Here is an 18,072-nt window from a genome sequence, read left to right as displayed (position 1 = left end):
AACGAAAGGAATGCCATGCCCTCGATCCAGGTCGACCTGCCGCTGATCGCGGACGAAGCGACCAAACGTGCGTTCGCGGAACGCATCGGACGCCTCTACGGGCAGATCATGCAGGTCGGTATGGATCTGCTCACGGTGTCCGTCCACGCTCTCGGGCCGGGTGCCGTCTGGCGGTGCCACGAGTCCGGGCCGCCGACGCCGTCGGGTCTGATCATGTGCGACATCCGCGCCGGCCGCCCGACCGAGACACGGGCCCAGCTGGCCCAGGCGCTGATCGAGGCCTGCGTCGAGACGTTCGGCCTCGACGCCCTGTGGCTGAAGGTCGAGTTCACCCAGCACGACGGCAACGAGATGTACCACCCCCACCTGGGTGGCTTCAACAAGAACTGGTCCGGCGACGAACGATAGCCACCGGCCTTACAGCTTGCGGAGCATCTGAAGGGCCTCGATCGAGTGGTCGACGAGGTGGTCGGCCGAGTACGGGCGGTCCGGTTCGAGCAGGCCGGACCACTCGATCGCGAGGTCCTCGGTGTACGACAGCCACGCGTGGACCCGGAGGTAATCCCCGGACTTCGGGTCGTCGGCCACCTCGGGTGCGCCGAGGTACGTGAGGATCCGCTTGGTCAGCGCCGCGCGCGTCTCGTCGTACACCTCGACCGCGAAGTCGTCCCCGCCGGCCGCGCCGCGGACGAACGAGATGTACGCCGTACGCCGCCGGGCGATGAACGCCACGAACTGGGTCACCATCTCCAGGAGCTGCTGCTCCGGCGGCAGCGCGTCGTCCGGCTTGGTGACCCGGAGCAGCCGGCGGCCGGCCGCGGAGATGACCGCGACGTAGTAGTCCCGCTTGCTCGGGAAGTAGTGGAACAGCAGCCCGCGCGAGATCCCTGCCTCGGCGGCGATCGCGTCGATCGACAGCTCATGGATCGGCTTGTCGCGAAGCATCATCAGGCCGATCTTGACCAGTTGCTTCTTGCGGTCATCCGCTGTCAGTCGGTGATCCATCTATTGAGCATTGCTTAGACGCTGAGCTACGGTCAAGCCGAGGGAGAGGAGTCTTGATGGGGTTCGAACCTTCGACCCGGGCTCAGGATCTTATCGGACGCGTGCAGACCTTCCTGCGCGATGAGATCGAGCCGGTCGAGACAGCGTTGCACCACGCGATCCGAGCGGCCGGTGATCCCTGGCGGCCGCAGCCGATCGTCAAGGAACTGCAGGCGAAGGCGCGCGCGGCCGGCCTGTGGAACCTCTTCCTGCCGCCCGCCGAACCGGGCAACGAGCAGTACGGCGAGGGCCTGAGCAACCTCGACTACGCCCCGATCGCGGAGCTCACCGGCCGGTCGTTCATCGCGCCGTACGTCTTCAACTGCAACGCGCCGGACACCGGCAACATGGAGGTTCTGCTCCGATACGGCAACGACGAGCAGAAGAAGCGCTGGCTGGAGCCCCTGCTGGACGGCACGATCCGGTCCGCGTTCTGCATGACCGAGCCGGACGTGGCGTCCTCCGACGCCACCAACATGCAGGCGACCGCGGTCCTCGACGGCGACGACGTCGTACTGAACGGCCGCAAGTGGTGGAGCACCGGCGTCGGGCACCCCGACTGCGAGCTGCTCATCTTCATGGGCCTCACCGACCCGGACGCGCACCGGTACGCGCGCCACACGATGGTCCTCGTCCCGCGCGACACCCCCGGCGTCAAGGTCGAGCGGCTGCTGCCCGCGATGAACCGGTACGACGAACCGCACGGCCACGGCGAGGTGTCCTTCACCGACGTCCGCGTGCCGGCCGCGAACATCCTGCTCGGACCGGGTACGGCCTTCGAGATCGCCCAAGGCCGGCTGGGTCCTGGCCGCGTTCACCATTGCATGCGGCTGATCGGGCTGGCGGAGAAGGCGCTCGAGTTGGCGCTGCAGCGCGGGACGAGCCGGACCGCGTTCGGCAAGCCGCTCGTGAATCTGGGTGGCAACCGCGAGCGGATCGCCGACGCGCGGATCGCGATCAACCAGGCACGGTTGCTCGTACTGCAGACGGCGTACCTGCTCGACACGCAGGGACTGGCCGGGGCGTTGAGCGAGGTCAGCCAGATCAAGGTCGCCGTACCGCGGATGGCGCAGGACGTGATCGACATGGCGATCCAGTTGCACGGCGGTGGCGGTCTGTCGGAGGACTTCCCGCTCGCGGCCGCGTGGACGAGCGCCCGCGCGTTGCGGCTGGCCGACGGGCCGGACGAGGTGCATCGTGGGGTGATCGCCAGGATTGAACTGGCGTCGTACCTGTCCGCAGCCGCTGCTCAGGAGGCGAAATGAGTCGCGTCCTCGTCACCGGCGCCGCGAGCGGTCTCGGCGCCGCGCTGGTCGCCCGGTTCGTTGCCGACGGCCATCAAGTCCTCAGTACGGATGTCGGCCCTGACGGCTCTGCGCCGTACTTGAAACTCGATGTGCGGAACCAGGCGGACTGGGACGCGGCGGTCGCGTGGTGCGAGAACACCTGGGGCGGTCTGGACATCCTGGTGAACAACGCGGGCATCGCGACCGGCGGCCGGATCGACGTCGAGACGCTGGACGAGTGGGACCGGGTCGTCGACATCAACCTGATGGGCGTGGTCCGGGGGTGCCGGGCGTTTGTGCCGTTGTTCAAGCGGCAGCGGTCCGGCTACATCGTGAACACCGCGTCCGCGGCCGGGCTGGTGCATCCGCCGATGATGAGCTCGTACAACACGGTCAAGGCCGGCGTGGTCGCGCTCTCCGAGACGCTGTCGCACGAGCTGCATCCGTGCGGGGTCAACGTCTCGGTGGTCTGCCCGTCGTTCTTCCGGACCAACTTGGCAGACTCGATCCGCGGTGCCGACAGTGCGATGGGCGCGACCGCGCGGCAGCTGATCGAGAAGTCGCCGCGGTCCGCGGACGACATCGCCGCGGTGGTCGTTGCCGGGATCAACAAGAAGCGGCACCTGATCATCCCGGACCAGCCGGCCCGGGTCGCGTACTGGACGAAGCGGTTGGCGCGGCCGGTGTACGACTGGCAGATGCGCAAGGTCGCTGCGCGCGCGCACGCCCGTGCCGAGCGGGCGACGCAGCCCGAGACGCAGCCGGAGACGCCGTCGCCGGACGGGCGGTGACGGGGTGCCGGACGGCGCTCGAGCGGTGCGCGACGAGGACGCGTTCGACGTACCCGCGGTGGATGCTTGGCTGCGGCAACAGACTGTGGTCCCGGACGGTTTGCCGGAGGTGAACCAGTTCTCCGGCGGAGCGTCGAACCTCACGTACTTGCTGCGGTATGACGAGCGCGACCTGATCCTGCGCCGCCCGCCGGCCGGGACGAAGGCGAAGAGCGCGCACGACATGGGGCGCGAGTTCCGCATCCAGAAGAGCCTCAAACCGGTCTTCCGGTACGTCCCAGAGATGGTTGCTCATTGCAACGACGAGTCGGTGATCGGCTCCGAGTTCTACGTGATGGAGCGGGTGGTCGGGACGATCCCCGGGCACCACTCGCTCGGCGTCGATCTGACCGCAGCGCAGGCGCGGCAGCTGGGGTTCACGTTGATCGACACGCTCGTGGAGCTGCACGCGGTCGATCCCGCCGCCGCCGGGCTGGAGGATCTCGGGCGCGGTTCCGGGTACGTCGGGCGCCAGGTCGCCGGTTGGTCCGAGCGCTACCGCAAGGCGAAGACGTGGAACGTGCCGAGTTACGAGCGGGTCATGACTTGGCTGGCCGCGAATCAGCCTGTGGATGTTGGGACGTGCGTTGTCCACAACGACTTCCGGCTCGACAACGTCGTACTCGCTCCGGACGATCCGCTGCGCGTGGTCGGCGTACTGGACTGGGAGCTCGCGACACTGGGCGATCCGCTGATGGATCTGGGCAGTGCGCTGGCGTACTGGGTCCAGGCCGACGACGACTGGGCGTTCCGCCGGTTCCGGCTGCAGCCGTCCGACGTACCGGGGATGCTGACGCGGGACGAGATTGTGGACTACTACTCGAAGCAGTCGGGGCTGCCTGTGGACAACTGGGCGTTCTACGAGGTGTTCGGGTTGTTCCGGCTCGCGGTGATCGCGCAGCAGATCTACTACCGGTATCACCACAAGCAGACGCGGAACCCGCGGTTCAAGAACTTCTGGCTCCCGGTGAACCTGCTCGAGCGGCGCTGCCGCAAGATCATCCGGCAGGCGTGAGTGGGCGTCATCTACCTGATCCGGCACGCGCAGGCGTCGTTCGGTGCGCGCGACTACGACAAGCTGTCGTCACTCGGCTCGAAGCAGGCTCTGCGGCTGGCTTCGGTACTTGCTGATCTGCAGCCGGACCTTGTCGTCTCGGGTTCTATGCGCCGGCATCAGGAGACCGCGTCGCTCGCCGGGTTCACGGCGGAGGTCGATCCGGGGTACGACGAGTTCGACCACCAGGAGGTGCTCGTCGCGCACAAGCCGTCGTACAAGCGGCACGCTGTGATGGTGGCCGACCTGGCGCGGACCGGGAACCCGCGGCGGGCGTTCCAGGACGTGTTCAGCGCGGCGACGCAGCGGTGGATCGACGGGGGCGACGGGTACTCCGAGACGTTCCAGGCGTTCTGCGATCGGTCGGAGGCGGCCGTACGACGTACCGCCGCCTCGCTCGGGAAGGGCTCGACCGCGCTCGTCTTCACATCCGGCGGTCCGATCGCGGCCGTCGTGGGGCGGCTGCTGTCGGGCGGCGACGGGCTGTGGACGAAGCTGAACCCGGTGACGATCAACACCGCGATTACGAAGGTCGTGTCCGGGCGTTCCGGGCTGACTGTGGTGAGCTACAACGAGCATGTCCACCTCGGTGCGGACCTGCTCACCTATCGATAGGACATCGCGATGCGACGGAACATCCTGATCACCGGTGCCAGTTCGGGTCTCGGTGCGGAGATGGCACGGCAGTTCGCGGCGAACGGCCACAACCTCGCGCTGACGGCCCGGCGGACCGAACGGCTGGACGCGCTCCGGAGCGAGCTGGTCGAGCGTTATCCACAGATTTCGGTGGTTACCCACAGTCTGGATGTGACTGACCACGATCAGGTGTTCAAGGTGTTCCGCTTGATCGACGGCGAGTTGCCGCTGGACCGGATCATCGTGAACGCCGGCCTCGGGAAGGGCGCGCCGCTCGGCACCGGGCGGTTCGACGCGAACCGCGACACCGCGCTGACGAACTTCGTCGGCGCGCTCGCGCAGGTCGAGGCGGCGCTCGAGTTGTTCCGGGCGCGGAACGCCGGGCACCTCGTCCTGATCGCGTCGATCTCCGCGCTGCGCGGGTTCCCGAAGACGGTCACGACGTACGCCGCGACGAAGGCGGGGCTCGCGTCGATCGGTGAGGGTCTGCGGCTGGAGCTGATGGGCAAGCCGATCAAGGCCAGCACGATCTACCCCGGGTACATCCGGTCGGAGATGAACGAGCACGTGCCGAAGGCGCCGTTCATCGTCGACACGGAGACCGGCGTCCGCGCGATGGTCGCCGCGATCGAGGCGGAGAAGGCGAAGGCGTACGTACCGGCGCGGCCGTGGTGGCCGCTCGCCCAGGTGATGCGGGTGGCGCCGCTGCCGTTGCTGAAGAGGATGATCTGAATGCGCTGGGGGCTGACCGTACCGCTGACCGGCGTACCGCTGCGCGACCATCGCCAGCTGATCTCGGACCTGGCGTTGCTGGGCTACACCGACTTGTGGTCGGCCGAGGTGGCGGGCGCGGATGCGTTCACGCCGTTGGTGCTTGCGTCGGAGTGGGACTCTTCCTTGCGGCTCGGGACCGCCGTCGTACCGGTACACACGCGCGGGCCGGCCGCGCTGGCGATGAGCGCGGCGGCGTTGGCGGATCTCGCGCCGGGCCGGTTCGTACTCGGGATCGGGGCGTCGTCGGAGACGATCGTCACCGGGTGGAACGGGATCGCGTACGACCCGCCGCTGGCCCGCACCCGCGACGTACTGCGGTTCCTGCGGGCGGCGTTCGCGGGGGAGCGGGTGGACGGGAAGTTCGACAGCTTCACGATCCAGCGGTTCCGGCTGGAGAAGGCACCCGACGTACCACCGTCGATCATGCTCGCCGCCCTCCGCCCCCAGATGTTGCGGCTGGCCGCACGCGAAGCCGATGGCGCGATCACCAACTGGTTGTCGGCCGACGACGTACGCAAGATCCGCGCGGAACTCGGCCCCGACAAGGAACTCGCCGCCCGCATCTTCGTCTGTGCCACCGAAGACACCGAAATGGCCCGCAACATCGGCCGCTACCTCATCGCCACCTATCTGACGGTCCCCGGCTACGCCGCCTTCCACGACTGGCTCGGCCGAGCCGAGGTCATGAAACCGATGCGCGAAGCCTGGTCCAGAGGCGACCGCAACGCCGCCATGTCCGCCATCCCCGACTCACTGGTGGACGCCCTCATAGTCCACGGCACCCCCGACGCCTGCCGCACCCAAATCAACCGCTACGTGGAGAACGGCCTCGACACCCCCATAATCGCCACCCTCCCCACCGGCACCAACCTCCTGGAAACAGCCCGCTCCCTGGCCCCCGCGTAGTGACGGGATCAGGTGAGGCGGTGGGCTTTTAGCCAGGTTTGGGCTCGGCGGTTGGAGGCTCGAGAGAGCCAGGCGTCTTGGATTATTTCGGTTAGTTCTTGTCTGGTGAGGGCGCCCAGGTCGCGGGCGCGGATGAGGACGGACGGGTGGCCGTCGAAGTGCGGGGTGGTGAAGAACGGCGTCGAGTCGTCGGTGGTCTGGGCCAGTTTTTCGGCTTCGGATTCGACCCAGATCATGATCACGTCGTCGTACTTCTCGCCGGTGACGGGATCGACCGCGTCGGGGCGTGGGGTGCGGAAGAAGACGAAGGACTTGCCGCCGACCTGGTAGACGGGACGGTCGGTGCCGTCGTCGCGTTCCCACTTGGTGACGTGGGGCATGCCGGCGGCGATCTCGTGGACGTCGGCCAGGCGGGCTTTTCGGGGCCTCATGGTCAGTGCTGGAGCGAGGTCAGGCGGACGCAGAGCGGTCGGGACGGGAGGTCCATGATGTCGACGGTACCGGTCAGCGGGACGGAGCCGTTCGTGGTGCCGGAGAACGGGACCGAGATCCGCGGGTAGTAGCTGGGTACCGAGACGCCTGGTCCGGTCACGGCCAGCTTGGTCGGCGGGTCGATCATCACGATGAGCTGACCGGTCAGCAGTTTCCTGCTCTCCTCGCAGCCGAGCGCGGTCGCGTGCGTCTGGTCATTCGCGTTCAGGTAGGCGAGGAAGCTGGTCGCCAGCGTTCTCGCCTCGGCCAGGCGCGGGGCCGCGGTGGGTGCGGTCGGCGGTGCGGTCGTCGGGGGCGGGCTGACGCTCGACTCCGACGAGGTGCTGGGTGGGAGTGGGGCGGTGGACGGTTCGGTTGGTCCGCTTGCGTCGTTGTCGCTGGAGCGGGTGGCGAGCAGTACGCCGACGCCGAGCAGTACGAGTACGACGACAACGCCGAGCGCGATGTACAACGGCGTCCGGCGCGGGCCGCGGCCTCCGTACCCCGGTCCGCCCGGCGGATACCCCGGCCCGTACCCCGGCCCGCCGTACGGTGCCTGGCCCGGCCCCCCGTACGGCGCCTGACCCGGCCCGCTGTACGGCGGCTGGCCCGGCGGGCCGTAGGGGGCTTGGCCTGGTGGGCCGTACTGCGGTTGCGTGGGGTCGTTGCCGTAGGGCGGCTGCTGTTGCCAGCCGTTGTTGGGAGGGCCGTACTGGCCTGGGGTGTTCGGGGGCTGGGTCACCCGGACAGTGTCGCAGTGGAAGGGAGCCAGATCGTGAAGGTCGAACCGGAGCCGAGGCGGCTGGTGACCGTGATTCGGCCCTGGTGCGCTTCGACCAGGTGCTTGGTGATGGCGAGGCCCAGCCCGCTGCCGCCGGTGGTGCGCGTGCGGGAGACATCCGCGCGGTAGAAGCGGTCGAAGACGTGCGGTAGGTGCTCGGGCGCGATACCCGTGCCGTTGTCCGTCACGCTCACGGTGAAGCCGTTGTCCACAGGCCGTACGCCGACTACCACGTGTCCGCCCGGTGGCGTGTACCTGATGGCATTCGACACGAGGTTGCCCACAGCTTGACGAATGCGAGCGCTGTCGACGATTGCGGGTGAGGGCCCAGAAGCTGTGGATGTGAGGGTGACGGAGGCGGCCTCTGCGGCGGGTTGGTGGGCCAGGACCACCTGCCCCGCCAGCTCGGTCAGGTCGCGAGAAGCCGGGTGGAGGCGCAGCATGCCGGCGTCAGCGAGGGCCAAGTCCTGGAGATCGGCAACCAGGTGTTCGAGTAGGCCTGTTTCCTCCAACAACGAGGTGACGAGGGCGCCGTCCAGCGGGACCACCCCGTCTTCGGACGCGACCAGGTAGCCCTTGATGTTGGCGAGCGGCGTCCGGAGCTCGTGAGCGACGTCGCTCACCATCGCCTTGCGCTGGAAGTCGTGCCGCTGGATCGCCTCGGCCATGTCGTTGAACGCGTGGCCGAGCCGCGCCACCTCGTCCTTCCCGCTCACCGGGACCCGGGCCGCGTGATCACCGTTGCGCATCCGCTGCGCCGCCCCGGTCAGCGCGACGATTGGCCGTACCAACCGTCGGCCCGCGAAGAACATCACCAGCGCCGCGATCAGCACCACCCCGAGCGCGGTCGCCGCAGTACGCGCCAGCCCTTCGCCGGAGAACATGTTGAACGTGCTCTTCGCCCCGAGGTACAGCTTCGCCGGCGGAGCGACGTACGGCGTCAACGCCTGGACGCGCGCCTGGGTGACACAGTTCGCGAACCTCTCGTCGAGCTCCGGCTTCGCGACCGGCTCGACGGATCGCAGACCGGAGTAGTCGTTGATCTTGTACTTGATCCCGGCCGCGTCCAGGCAGGCGGTGGACCGCCGTACCTCGTCGTCGTTCACGATCTTCGCCTTCGCGCTCGGCGCGGTCATCCCCGCCGACAGGCAGTCGTCCTTGACCGACGTCAGCGAGCTGACCTGGCCACCGGCCGCCGGCTGGGTCGACTCGATCACCACCTGCGGTACCGTGCCGTCGCCCGCCACCACGCTCGCCGACTTGCCCTTGGCGGCCAAGCAGTTCACGGCCCGCTTCGCGAGCTGGTTCCGTTGCGCCAACTCCTCGTCGGTGAGGCCCCAGTCCGGATAGACGATGAACGGCGGACCGATCATCGGCGTCGCGGAGAACGTGCCCGCGGCCATCACCGTCTTGCGGGCCTGGTACAGCGCCATCGTCCCCTGCATCCCGCCGCCGCGCGCGTCGATCGTTGCCGCCGGCACCGAGGGGAGCTCGGGCGCGGCACCGAGCATCCGGGCCGAGTCCGCGATCACCGTCCCGTCCTCGGTGGTGACCGCTATCCGCCGGCCGAGTCGATCGGCCAGGTCGTGCACCACCTTGTCCACACCCGACCAGGTCGGATGGTCGGACGCATACTTCGACAGCTGGCCGTAGATCTCGCCGTCGACCTGCAACTGGCCCGTGTTCGCGTCGATCTCGCCCTGCAGCTTCTCCGACGTGCTGTACGTCGCGATCAGCGCGGTCGCGATCACCGCCCCGAGCGCGACCGCGAGCGACAACCCGAGAAAACGGACCAGCACGCTACGTCGCATGCGCCGCCTCCACCAGCTTGTACCCCACGCCGTAGACGGTCCTCAGGTACGTCGGTACGCCGGGCGACGGCTCGATCTTCTTCCGCAGGTTCATCACGTGCACGTCGACGGTCCGGTCGAACACGTAATGGTCGAACCCGAACGCGTGCTCCAGCAACTGCTGCCGTGAGAACGCCCGCCCCGGCGAGGCGGCCAGACACACGAGGATCTTGAACTCGGCCGGCGTCAGCTCGACCAGCTTCCCGGTCAACCGGACCTCGTGGCGCGACGGGTCGATCTCGAGGTCGCCGACCCGGTACACCTCACCCTCGGACCGGATCCGCGTGCGTCGCAGTACGGTCCGGACCCGGGCGACGAGCTCGCGCGGGTTGTACGGCTTGGTCAGGTAGTCGTCCGCACCGAGGTCGAGACCCAGCAGCAGATCGTCCTCGGTCGAACGCGCCGTCAGCATGATGATCGGCACGTCCCCGTCGGCGCGCAGCACCCGGCAGACGTCGAGGCCGTCGACCTTCGGCATCATCACGTCGAGCACCAGCAGGTCCGGACTGCGCCGGCGGGCCTCGTCGATCGCCTCCCGGCCGTCGTGCACGACGACGGTCAGGTGCCCTTCCCGTTCGAGGTACCGCCGGATCAGCTCCGCCTGCTTCAGGTCGTCTTCGGCGACCAGGATCCGCGCTGGCATAGTCCTCAATGTCGCCGAACATGATGAGAATCCGATGAAGATCGGCTGAGAGCATCGGGTGCAAACCGGTCCTTCACAGGTTCTTCACGGCCCCGGCGGCACGCTCCACTGCCATGAAGAGAACAGCAGTGGCCGTGATCGCGGTCCTGGCGCTGGCCGGTTGCGGGAACGACAAGGCTCCGGTCGGGTCCGATCAGAAGAGCGACAAGAGCCCGCTCGCGGAGTACATGGGCGACGGGTTCGTGAGTTCGTCCGGTGGCGGCTCGTTCCGGATCGCGACCCGGGCCGGTGGCGCGCAGCAGCCGTCCGAGGAGGACCTGGCCAAGCAGCGCAAGGTCGAGGACGCGACCGCCGCGTGTATGAAGGCGGCCGGTTTCGAGTACGTCGCCGTACCGCCGGAACAGAACGCGAAGGGGAAGTTCAACGACGCGTTCAACCTGCCGCCGGACAAGTTCGCCGAGCAGTACGGGTACGGGATCAGCACGATCGACTGGTCGAAGGCCGCTGACGACGACACCAACCCGAACACCAAGATCCGCAAGGCGCTCTCGCCGACCGCGCAGAAGGCGTACGACAAGGCCCTGAACGGACCGAACGCGAACGGGAACGGCGCGGTGCTGATCCAGGGCGGTGACGGCGGGCCGAACTCGAGTGGTGAGCAGGACCTCGGCTGCCGCGGCAAGGCCGTCAAGCAGGTGTACGGCGACAACAAGGGCATGGTCGACTTCAAGAAGTTCGACAGCCTGTTCAAGGACATCCAGGCGCTGCAGAAGCGGATCGAGTCCGACCAGCGCGTCGTGGACGCGACCAGCGCCTGGGCCGACTGCATGGCCGACGCCGGACACGCCGGGTACCAGAAGACCGAGGACCCGCGGAACGAGATCCAGCAGAAGCTCGACGCGCTGACCGGGAACCAGCCGCCGCCCAAGGGTGGTCCGGCGAAGACGATCACCGGCCCGCCGTCGTTCGACAAGGTCGACGCGGCCAAGCTGTCCGACCTGCGCAAACTCGAGATCGAGCTCGCGGTGGCGGATCAGAAGTGCAAGGCCAAGGGGTACGACGACGCGTACAAGAAGGTCCAGTACGAGCAGGAGAAGGAGTTCGTCGACCAGCACAAGGCCGAGCTCGAGGCATATCGCGACGAAATGGCGAACCGGTGAGCACTTCGCCCAAGTCCCGCCGCCGGGTGCTGGTCGGCGTGGCCGGCGTGGCTGTCGTGTCGCTCGGGATCGGAGTCGCGGCGGGCAGCCGGATCACGTCGCCGGAGGATGCGGCCGCCAAGACCGCGCCGCCCTCGGCCTCGCAGATCACCGTGCCGGTGGCGAAGAAGGTGCTGTCCAGCAAGGTGGTCGGGCGGGGCGACGCGTCGTTCGACGGTGCGGTCAACATTCGGGTCGAGACGAGCGGGCTGACCACACCGGCGATCGTCACGGGCAAGGTCCCGGCGGTCGGATCGACGATCACCGAGGGCAAGGCGCTGCTGGAAATCACCGGGCGGCCGGTGATCGGGCTGGCCGGCGTACTGCCGATGTACCGGACGTTGTCACCGGGGAGCAAGGGACCGGACGTGCTGCAGTTGGAGCAGACGCTCGATCGCCTCGGGTACGACCCGGGGACGGTCGACGACGAGTACACGCTGGACACCTCGGCCGCGGTGGAGAAGCTGTACGACGCGGCCGGGTACGACCCGCCCGAGCCCGACGAGCGGTTCACGCAGGCGGTCGACCAGGCGAAGAAGCAGGTCGACGCGGCGAAGAAGCAGCTCCGCCAGGCGCAGTCGCAGCTGAAGGCAGCCAAGGCGGCGCACGCCAAGGACACGTCGGTACAGCAGGGTGCGGTCGACGACGCGGAACAGAACCTGTCCGATGCCAAAACCACCTTGAACGATGCCGAGTTCAAGGCCGGTACGCCGTTGCCGGTCTCGGAGGTCGTCTACGTGAAGACGCTCCCGCGCCGGGTCGACGACGTGAAGGTCGAGCGCGGCGGGACCGTCAACGGCGTCGTGATGTCGGCGAGCGGTGCGTCGCTGGTCGTCACGGTCAAGGTCGACGCGGAGACGGCGCAACGGTTGAAGGCCGGGATGGCGGCCTCGCTCGACGTCGACGGTACGCCGGTGGCCGCGAAGGTACGACGGGTCTCCAAGAACGGTACGCAGTACGACGTCGTGGTCGCACCGAACGCGTTGACCGCGAGCCAGCTGGCCGTACTGCGGGACGCGAACGTCCGCGTGACGATCCCGGTGAAGAGTACGAGCGGCAAGGTTCTCGCCGTACCGCTGGCCGCTTTGTCGTCCGGGTCGGACGGCGCGTCGCGGGTCGAGGTACTGCGGAACGGGCAGGTGGAGCTGGTACCAGTGACGGTCGGGCTGTCGGCGGACGGCTTCGCGCAGGTGACGCCGAAGGGCGACGCGAAACTGTCCGAGGGCGATCAGGTGGTGGTCGGCAAATGAGTACCGCGGTCGCGTTGCCGGCGCCTGTTGTCGAGATGATCGGGGTACGGCGTTTCTTTCCCGGACCGCCCGAAGTACGCGCGATCAAGGGGATCGATCTGACCATCGGGCAGGGCGAGTACCTGTCGATCGTCGGCCCGTCCGGGTCCGGGAAGTCGACATTGCTGCATCTGCTCGGGTTGTTGGACAACCCAACGGATGGCGTCTACCGGTTGGACGGGGTGGACACGATGAGCCTGCGCGAGCGTCGGCGCGCCGTACTGCGCGGGCAGCGGATCGGGTTCGTCTTCCAGTCCTTCCACCTGCTCGACCATCGGACCGTTCTGGAGAACGTCGCGCTCTCAATGGTGTACGTCGGGGTGCCGCGGCGGGAGCGTCTCGCGCGGGCCCGCGTCGCTCTGGAGCGGGTGGGGCTCGCGCATCGGATGGAGTTCGCGCCGACGACGTTGTCGGGTGGGGAACGGCAGCGGGTGGCGATCGCGCGGGCGCTGGTCGCGGAACCGAGCCTGCTGCTCGCGGACGAACCGACCGGAAACCTGGACAGTATGAACGCGGAGGCGATCCTGCAGGTGTTCGACGAACTGCACGCCGAGGGCATGACGCTGGCCGTCATCACCCACGACGACCACGTCAGCCGCCGTGCTCAACGCCAGGTCCGGATCGTCGACGGAACCCTGCAGTGGTAACCCAAGCAGGCCCCCCGGACCCGACCGGCGGGCCGTCCACGTCGCGCCGACGCCGGCTGAGGTCTCGTCCAGCGGTAAGGGATCTGCTGGACGAGGCACTCGCCGGTGTCGCCGCCCGGCCGACCCGACTGATCCTCACCACCCTCGGCACTGTGCTGGGGGTTGCGGCGCTGGTGGGGACCGTCGGGCTCGGGCAGACCGCGGCCGGGCAGATCACGCAGCGGTTCGACCTGGCTGCTGCCACGCGGGTCGTAGTGGAGCCGGACGACAAAGGTGGTCAGGAAGGGGAAGCGGCGACGCAACTTCCGTGGGATGCTCCCGCCCGGATCCAGCGGTTGAACGGCGTCGAAGCCGTCGGCACGGTCAGCAACCTGGAGATCGGCTCCGACCTGGTGCAGAACGTCACCGGCCTCGACGACGGTTCCGGCAAGGCGCTCCCGGTGATGGCGGGTTCGGCCGGCCTCTGGGACGCCGTCCGCGCGGTCCTCCAGACCGGCAGGTTCTTCGACGACGGCCACGACCGCCGCGCCGACAAAGTGGTTGTCCTGGGCAAGCACGCCGCGGAGCGACTCGGCATCAACCGGGTCGACTCGCAACCAGCGGTGTTCATCGGCGACGAACCGTACACGGTGATCGGCATCCTCGACTCGGTCAGCGGCCGCGCGGAACTGAACGACGCCGTGATCATGCCGAACGGCACCGCGCGCCAGGCGTACCACCTCGAATCGCCCGATGCGGTCGAGATCCGTACGGCGGTGGGCGCCGCGCAACTGATCGCCCAGCAGGCCCCGATCGCGATCCAGCCGAACGACCCGAGCACGCTGAGCGTCGACGCCCCGCCCAAGCAAGGCGCCGTACGCAAGGGTGTCGAGTCCGACCTGAACGCGCTGTTCCTGCTCCTCGGCGCGGTCGCACTTCTCGTCGGCGGTCTGGGGATCGCGAACGTGACGCTGCTGTCCGTCCTGGAACGCATCTCGGAGATCGGCCTCCGCAGAGCCCTCGGAGCCGCGCGAAGACACATCGCCGTTCAGTTCCTGGTGGAGAGCGTGATCGTCGGCTTCCTCGGCGGCCTGCTCGGTACGGCGGTCGGTGTGATCCTGACCGTCAGCGTGTCCTGGGTCCGCGACTGGACCCCGATCCTGGACAACCGGCTCGCGTTCGGCTCACCCCTGCTGGGTGCGTTCATCGGACTGGTCGCCGGTACGTACCCCGCCTGGAAGGCCTCCGCCATCCAGCCGATCACCGCGCTGCGAGGCACGTGAGTAGACCAGCGCGGTGACCGCGAAACCTAGCACGATCAACGCGAGTACCGGGTACGACTTCCCGCTGTCGGGCAGGATCGCCGCGCCGAGTGCGGCCGCCGAGACCTGCCCGACGTTGTAGATCATGTCGTAGAGCGCGAAGACCCGGCCGCGGTACTCGTCGTCGACACCCGTCTGGACGAGGGTGTCGACGCTGATCTTGATGCCCTGCGCGCAGAATCCGACGAGGAACCCACCGATCACCAGCGCGGGCTTGGTGTAGAACCCGATCGGTACGGCGCTGGCAACCGCGGCGCCGACGAACAACCAGGTGATCCATCGGCGCAGTGACATCACCCGCGTACCCCACGGCGTGATCAGCGCGGCGACGAACAACCCGGCGCCGACCGCCCCCGTCGCGATCGCGAGCGCGGCGAACGCCTGGTCGAGCTGCCCGGGACCGTAGAAGTAGTTGCGGTACAGCAGGATCATCGCGACCGTCATCAGCCCGAAGAAGAACCGCAGCGAACCGATCGCGAGCAGGCCGAACGCGGGTTGCCGGCGTGCGCGAAGATGCCGGCCGCCGTCGATCAGACCGGCCGCGATCGTCCCGAGCGCCTCGAGGATGCCCGGTTCGTCGCCCTTCAGGTCCGGGCCGAGCTGGTCGCGGCGGAGCCGGAGGGCGAGCAGGGCGGCGGCGGTGTAGATGACCACGGTCAGCCCGAGTACGGCGAGGTCGGAGTCGACCAGCAGCTTCACACCGGCGCCGATCCCGCCGCCGATCAGGAAGGACGCCGTACCGGACGTGGGCGTGACCGCGTTCGCCATCACCAGCTCGTCGCGCTCCACGACGTGCGGGAGACCGGCGGACAGACCGGAGAGCAGGAAGCGGTTCACGCCGAGCGTCAGGAGGACAGCGAGGTAGAACAGCACGCCGGCACTGTCGGCCGCGACGATCGCGCCGACGCCGATGACGAGCGCGGCGCGGGTCAGGTTCGCGCCGAACAGGATCTGCCGGCGCGACCAGCGGTCCAGGAGTACGCCGGTGAACGGGCCCAGGACCGAGTACGGCAGCAGCGAGACGGCGAACAGCCCCGCGATCGCGGCGGCATCCGGCGCTCGTTCCGGCGAGAACAGCACGTACGACGCCAGCGCGACCTGGAACACTCCGTCCCCGCACTGCGACGTCAGCCGAACCGCGAACAACCGCCGGAAGTCCCGTCGCTGCAGGAGCGTCCACAGATCCCGGATGAACCGCACGCCTCGCACTGTAGTCGCGCCTTGTGCTGCCGCTACCTTGGCACCGCTATCGTTCAAGCTACAACCGTGACGGGACACTCAATGGAGCGTGACGCGTATCCGCACCACCTGGCGATCACGCTGCGGTGGAAGGACAACGACGTCTACGGGCACGTCAACAACGTCGAGTACTACAGCTTCTTCGACACGGTCATCAACGACTTCCTGATCCGCGCCGGTGGGCTCGACATCCACCGCGGTGACGTGATCGGGTTGTGCGTGGACTCGCAGTGCACGTTCAAGCAGCCGCTCGAGTTTCCCGGGGTGGTGGACGCCGGTTTGCGGTGCGGTCAGCTCGGGAATTCGAGCGTGCGGTACGAGATCGGCTTGTTCCGGGAGGATTCGGAGCAGCCGGCGGCGGTCGGGCGGTTCGTCCATGTGTTCGTCGACCGGGTGGACCGACGGCCGGTACCGGTACCCGACGGGATCCGGGAAGCGCTCGAAGGGATCATGCGATGATCGTGCGCGGTGCTGTACTGCGGGAAATGGGCCTACCGGCACCGTACGCCGACTCGCGGCCGCTGCAGGTGGAAGAGCTCGAACTCGCCCCGCCCGGGCCCGGCGAACTCCTGATCCGGATCCGCGCCACCGGCCTCTGCCACTCCGACCTGTCGGTCATCGACGGGTCCCGCCCGCGCGTGATGCCGATGCTCCTGGGCCACGAGGCGACCGGCGAAGTCATCCACTCCGAAGCCCCAGGCTTCGCGCCCGGCGACGTCGTGGCCTGCGCCTTCGTCCCCGCCTGCGGCACCTGCACCCCCTGCGCGGAGGGCCGGGCCGCCCTTTGCGAACCAGGAGCCGCCGCCAACACAGCCGGGACGCTGTTGTCCGGCGCCCATCGCCTCGAAGGCGTACACCATCATCTAGGTGTGTCCGGGTTCGCGGATCATGCGGTGATCTCGGCGCATTCGGCGGTGAAGATCAATGCGTCTCTCCCGCCGGAAATCGCGGCGTTGTTCGGCTGCGCCGTCATGACGGGCGTAGGTGCGGTAGTGAACACAGCCCAACTGCGAGCAGGCCGCAGTACCGCCATCTTCGGCCTGGGTGGCGTAGGTCTCTCCGCCCTCCTCGGCGCAGTACTGGCCGGCGCCTACCCCATCGTCGCCGTAGACGTCGTACCGGCCAAGCTGGACCTGGCCCGCGAGCTGGGCGCCACTGCCACCGTCAACGCCCGCGACGAAGACGCCGTCGAGCAGGTACGAGCAGCGACGGCCGGCGGAGCGGAGTACACCTTCGAAACCGTCGGCAACGCCAATGTGCTCGCACAGGCGTATGCCGCGACCAGACGAGGCGGCACCACGATCACGGTCGGTCTGCCGCACCCGTCCCAGTCCTTCAGCGTCCCCGCCGTCAGCCTGGTCGCCGAAGAACGCACGGTCAAAGGCTCGTACCTCGGCTCGTCGGTCCCGTCCCGAGACATCCCGAGGTACGTCGCCCTCTACCAAGCCGGCCGGCTACCGGTCGACCGCCTGCTGACGGCAACGATCGGCTTGGACGATCTCAACCGCGCCTTCGACGACCTCGCCGCCGGTACGTCGATCCGTCAGGTGCTGCTGTTCTGAAGGTTCTCCGCGGCCTTCGCGAACGTGACGTCGTTCCGGTCGCGCGCCTCGTCGGTGTAGTTGTCGCCGAAGTACTCCGCCGTCGCCACCGGCCGGATCTCCAGCTGCCCGGAGCTCTCCGGGTTGCCGCCGCCCTTCGCGTCGGCTGCGATGCAGCGCCAGCCCCATTCCATCGCTTCCTCGCGGGACGCGACCTCGATCAGGCAGAACCCGGCGATCAGCTCCTTGGTCTCCGCGAACGGCCCGTCGATCACCCGCCGCTTGCCCTCGTCCAGCTGCAGCCGGAACCCGTGCGAGCTCGGCAGTAACCCGTCGCCGGCGAGCAGGACGCCCTTCTCCGCCATCTCGGCCATCACCAGGCCCATCGCGGTCAGGCCCTCCTCGGTCGGCGGCTGTCCTGCCTCGGACGCCTCGTTGGCCTTGAACACCATCATGAACCGCATCGGAACCCTCCCAAGTCACCGTTAAATCCCGAGACGAATCTATACAGCACAGGGGACCTTCGGGCAGGCTACGCAAAGTACGTTTGCGTACACGTTTCGTGAAGATGTCAAGTGAGG

20 protein-coding genes are annotated in these 18,072 nt (G+C 68.2%); 13 read left to right on the top strand and 7 right to left on the bottom strand.

Translation table 11 applies throughout. The features are described from left to right. Positions 1-15: 15 nt before the first annotated feature. A complete protein-coding gene (locus FB475_RS15360; RefSeq protein WP_141856583.1) occupies positions 16-408 on the top strand; it encodes a tautomerase in 393 nt (130 codons plus the stop codon). Positions 409-417: 9 nt separating this feature from the next. Here FB475_RS15360 and FB475_RS15355 read toward each other — a convergent pair whose 3' ends face one another. Beyond that, the gene (locus FB475_RS15355; protein ID WP_141856581.1) at positions 418-1,005 is read right to left on the bottom strand and encodes a TetR/AcrR family transcriptional regulator; all 588 of its coding nucleotides are present in this window, start codon (positions 1,003-1,005) and stop codon (positions 418-420) included. Between the two features lie 56 nt (positions 1,006-1,061). On the opposite strand from FB475_RS15355, the gene FB475_RS15350 reads away from it, so the two are divergent. From FB475_RS15350 to FB475_RS15325, 6 genes are read left to right on the top strand one after another with little or no spacing between them, the layout of a single operon-like run. After that, a complete protein-coding gene (locus FB475_RS15350; RefSeq protein WP_141856580.1) occupies positions 1,062-2,309 on the top strand; it encodes an acyl-CoA dehydrogenase family protein in 1,248 nt (415 codons plus the stop codon). Next, on the top strand, positions 2,306-3,121 hold the full coding sequence (locus FB475_RS15345; RefSeq protein WP_141856578.1) for an SDR family NAD(P)-dependent oxidoreductase: 816 nt from the start codon (positions 2,306-2,308) through the stop codon (positions 3,119-3,121). Before FB475_RS15350 ends, FB475_RS15345 begins: the two co-directional genes overlap by 4 nt. Positions 3,122-3,125: 4 nt before the next feature. Continuing rightward, on the top strand, positions 3,126-4,175 hold the full coding sequence (locus tag FB475_RS15340) for a phosphotransferase family protein (protein ID WP_141856576.1): 1,050 nt from the start codon (positions 3,126-3,128) through the stop codon (positions 4,173-4,175). Beyond that, positions 4,176-4,829: a histidine phosphatase family protein gene (locus FB475_RS15335; RefSeq protein ID WP_141856574.1), complete on the top strand. Its 654-nt coding sequence runs from the start codon at positions 4,176-4,178 to the stop codon at positions 4,827-4,829. It begins immediately after the preceding gene. A gap of 9 nt (positions 4,830-4,838) precedes the next feature. Further along, complete coding sequence (locus tag FB475_RS15330) at positions 4,839-5,582, top strand: SDR family oxidoreductase (RefSeq protein WP_141856572.1); 744 nt, start codon at positions 4,839-4,841, stop codon at positions 5,580-5,582. Further along, complete coding sequence (locus FB475_RS15325) at positions 5,583-6,530, top strand: LLM class F420-dependent oxidoreductase (RefSeq protein WP_141856570.1); 948 nt, start codon at positions 5,583-5,585, stop codon at positions 6,528-6,530. Between the two features lie 8 nt (positions 6,531-6,538). Here the strand turns inward: FB475_RS15325 and FB475_RS15320 are convergent, their stop codons facing one another. The 4 genes from FB475_RS15320 to FB475_RS15305 are packed head-to-tail and all read right to left on the bottom strand — an operon-like array spanning position 6,539 to position 10,275. Then, positions 6,539-6,961 carry an MmcQ/YjbR family DNA-binding protein gene (locus tag FB475_RS15320; RefSeq protein ID WP_141856568.1) on the bottom strand — a complete coding sequence of 141 codons (423 nt, stop codon included), beginning with the start codon at positions 6,959-6,961 and terminating at the stop codon, positions 6,539-6,541. A 2-nt stretch (positions 6,962-6,963) separates the two neighbouring features. Then, the gene (locus tag FB475_RS15315; protein WP_141856566.1) at positions 6,964-7,743 is read right to left on the bottom strand and encodes a hypothetical protein; all 780 of its coding nucleotides are present in this window, start codon (positions 7,741-7,743) and stop codon (positions 6,964-6,966) included. After that, complete coding sequence (locus tag FB475_RS15310) at positions 7,740-9,593, bottom strand: sensor histidine kinase (RefSeq protein ID WP_141856564.1); 1,854 nt, start codon at positions 9,591-9,593, stop codon at positions 7,740-7,742. The genes FB475_RS15315 and FB475_RS15310 overlap by 4 nt, the downstream gene beginning before the upstream one ends. Beyond that, entirely contained in the window at positions 9,583-10,275 is a 693-nt protein-coding gene (locus FB475_RS15305) for a response regulator transcription factor (protein WP_141856562.1), read from the bottom strand. Before FB475_RS15305 ends, FB475_RS15310 begins: the two co-directional genes overlap by 11 nt. A 113-nt stretch (positions 10,276-10,388) precedes the next feature. Here FB475_RS15305 and FB475_RS15300 point away from each other — a divergent pair, with 113 nt between their 5' ends. Genes FB475_RS15300 through FB475_RS15285 form a run of 4 tightly spaced genes read left to right on the top strand, consistent with a single transcriptional unit; the run spans position 10,389 to position 14,672 of the window. Continuing rightward, a complete protein-coding gene (locus FB475_RS15300) occupies positions 10,389-11,435 on the top strand; it encodes a hypothetical protein (protein ID WP_141856559.1) in 1,047 nt (348 codons plus the stop codon). Further along, positions 11,432-12,724 carry a peptidoglycan-binding protein gene (locus FB475_RS15295; RefSeq protein WP_141856557.1) on the top strand — a complete coding sequence of 431 codons (1,293 nt, stop codon included), beginning with the start codon at positions 11,432-11,434 and terminating at the stop codon, positions 12,722-12,724. Before FB475_RS15300 ends, FB475_RS15295 begins: the two co-directional genes overlap by 4 nt. Beyond that, on the top strand, positions 12,721-13,410 hold the full coding sequence (locus FB475_RS15290; protein WP_141856555.1) for an ABC transporter ATP-binding protein: 690 nt from the start codon (positions 12,721-12,723) through the stop codon (positions 13,408-13,410). The genes FB475_RS15295 and FB475_RS15290 overlap by 4 nt, the downstream gene beginning before the upstream one ends. Further along, positions 13,404-14,672 (top strand): ABC transporter permease, encoded by a 1,269-nt coding sequence (locus tag FB475_RS15285; RefSeq protein WP_420359213.1) that lies wholly within the window; start codon positions 13,404-13,406, stop codon positions 14,670-14,672. Before FB475_RS15290 ends, FB475_RS15285 begins: the two co-directional genes overlap by 7 nt. Here the strand turns inward: FB475_RS15285 and FB475_RS15280 are convergent. Beyond that, a complete protein-coding gene (locus tag FB475_RS15280) occupies positions 14,574-15,911 on the bottom strand; it encodes an MFS transporter (RefSeq protein ID WP_141856553.1) in 1,338 nt (445 codons plus the stop codon). The two genes, FB475_RS15285 and FB475_RS15280, sit on opposite strands and share 99 nt — an antisense overlap. A 66-nt stretch (positions 15,912-15,977) precedes the next feature. On the opposite strand from FB475_RS15280, the gene FB475_RS15275 reads away from it, so the two are divergent. Then, a complete protein-coding gene (locus tag FB475_RS15275; protein WP_238332161.1) occupies positions 15,978-16,409 on the top strand; it encodes an acyl-CoA thioesterase in 432 nt (143 codons plus the stop codon). Next, entirely contained in the window at positions 16,406-17,512 is a 1,107-nt protein-coding gene (locus tag FB475_RS15270) for a zinc-dependent alcohol dehydrogenase family protein (RefSeq protein WP_141856551.1), read from the top strand. The genes FB475_RS15275 and FB475_RS15270 overlap by 4 nt, the downstream gene beginning before the upstream one ends. Here the strand turns inward: FB475_RS15270 and FB475_RS15265 are convergent. Then, positions 17,494-17,955, bottom strand: coding sequence for a YciI family protein (locus tag FB475_RS15265; protein WP_141856549.1), 462 nt, complete (start codon positions 17,953-17,955; stop codon positions 17,494-17,496). The genes FB475_RS15270 and FB475_RS15265 overlap by 19 nt on opposite strands. Positions 17,956-18,072: the final 117 nt, after the last annotated feature.

It is taken from the genome of Kribbella jejuensis, assembly GCF_006715085.1.
In the GTDB taxonomy this organism is placed as follows: domain Bacteria; phylum Actinomycetota; class Actinomycetes; order Propionibacteriales; family Kribbellaceae; genus Kribbella; species Kribbella jejuensis.
Note: the sequence above shows the minus strand (reverse complement) of the source record. Positions and strands in the feature narration are given on the sequence as shown.